We start from the raw sequence: 1,676 nt of genomic DNA, 5'->3' as shown, positions 1-1,676 counted from the left end.
CCAGCCGCCGCACCCGCACGCAACCCCCGCAGATCCAACTTCACCGGCACCAACAGCGCCTGCCCGGACCCCACAGCGGCATCGAACAACTCCATGCCCTCCACCGCCGAGATCGCCAGCACACCACCACGGCTCGCACGTGCCCGGTCGACGCTGCTGAGGTGCGTGGCCATGCCGAGGGTTTCCTCCCACAGGCCCCACGCCAGCGACGTCCCGGGCAGACCCGCCGCCCGACGACTGGCCATCAACCCGTCCAAAAACGCGTTCGCCGCCGCATAGTTGCCCTGGCCCGCACCCCCGAACACTCCCGCGATCGACGAGAACACCACGAACGCATCGAGATCCAGACCACGGGTCAGCTCATCCAGGTGCCGTACCGCGTCGACCTTCGGCCCGAACACGCCTGCCAACCGATCCGGGGTCAACGCCTCGATCACCCCGTCGTCGAAGACGCCAGCCGTGTGCACCACGCCAGTCAGCCGGTGCCCCTCGGGTACGGAACGCAGCAATGCCGCCACCTGAGCACGATCGGAGACGTCACACGCGACAACCGATACCTCAGCGCCCTGCTCGGTCAGCTCGGCAACCAGGTCCGCCACACCGTCGGCGTCCCGGCCTCGCCGACTGGCCAGCATCAGGCGCCGTACACCATGCCGAGCGACCAGATGCTTGGCCATTAGGCCACCCAGCGCCCCCGCGCCCGAGACCACAACCGTCCCCTCCGCACCGAACGCGATGGGCGAGTCCGAGATGTCATCGGCAATGCGGACAAGCCTCGGCACAGACAAGGACGATCCGCGCACCGCGATCTGCGGCTCGCCGCTGGCGAGCACCGAACCCAGCACCGAACCCAGCACCGCCTCCGCACCGCCGTCGGCGGCAGGATCGAGGTCCAGCAGGATGATCCGGCCCGGATTCTCGGCCTGAGCGGTACGCACCAGACCCCAAACCGCCGCGGCGGAAGGATCGGTCACCGTACCGTCGCCGCCAGCGGGAACCGCGCCCCGGGTCACCACCACCAGCCGCGACTGCCCCGACCCGCACTCGGCCAACCACGCCTGCACAACCCCCAGCGCCCGCGAGACCAAGGCAAGTGCCGTGTCATCGCCGCCGACCGCCGTCAGCACCGCCACCGCGGGACCGCCGTCAGCCGGAGCCACCACCTCGTCAGCAGTCATCACCGGCGTCCACGACGGCGCGGATTCCCCCGCAGCCGGCGACAGCTCGGTCCAGTCCACCCGGAACAACGAGTCGCCGACCGCCGTATCCGGCTGCTCTGCGGACACCGCCCGGAACACGAGCGAGTCCATCGTGATCACCAGGCCGCCGCCCTCATCCCCTGCTTCCAGCGAAACGGTGCTGGGCCCACCGGGCACCAACCGGACCCGCAGCACCGACGCACCGACGGCGTGCAGCACCACTCGGTTCCACGCAAACGGCATCACCGGTTCCCCGGGTTGCTCCACCGCCGTGGCCGCGGCTCCGAGCGTCCCGGCTTGCAGGGCTGCGTCCAGCAGGGCGGGATGAATACCGAACCTGCCGGCGTCCTGACGCTGCTCCTCGGGCAACACAACCTCGGCGAACACCTCCTCACCACGCCGCCACACCGCACGCACACCCTGAAACGCGGGCCCATACCCATACCCGGCCCGCTCAAGCAACCCGTAACCCCCATC

At 69.9% G+C, this 1,676-nt stretch carries 1 protein-coding gene; it reads right to left on the bottom strand.

From position 1 onward, the window contains the following. Positions 1–1,607 (bottom strand): SDR family oxidoreductase (locus tag ACFY2B_RS46150; protein ID WP_390769047.1); only part of this gene is annotated, 1,607 nt, incomplete at its 3' end. Positions 1,608–1,676 lie beyond the last annotated feature (69 nt).

Source organism: Streptomyces sp. NPDC001270 (assembly GCF_042896695.1).
GTDB lineage: Bacteria > Actinomycetota > Actinomycetes > Streptomycetales > Streptomycetaceae > Streptomyces.
This window is presented reverse-complemented; position numbering and strand designations above follow the sequence as displayed.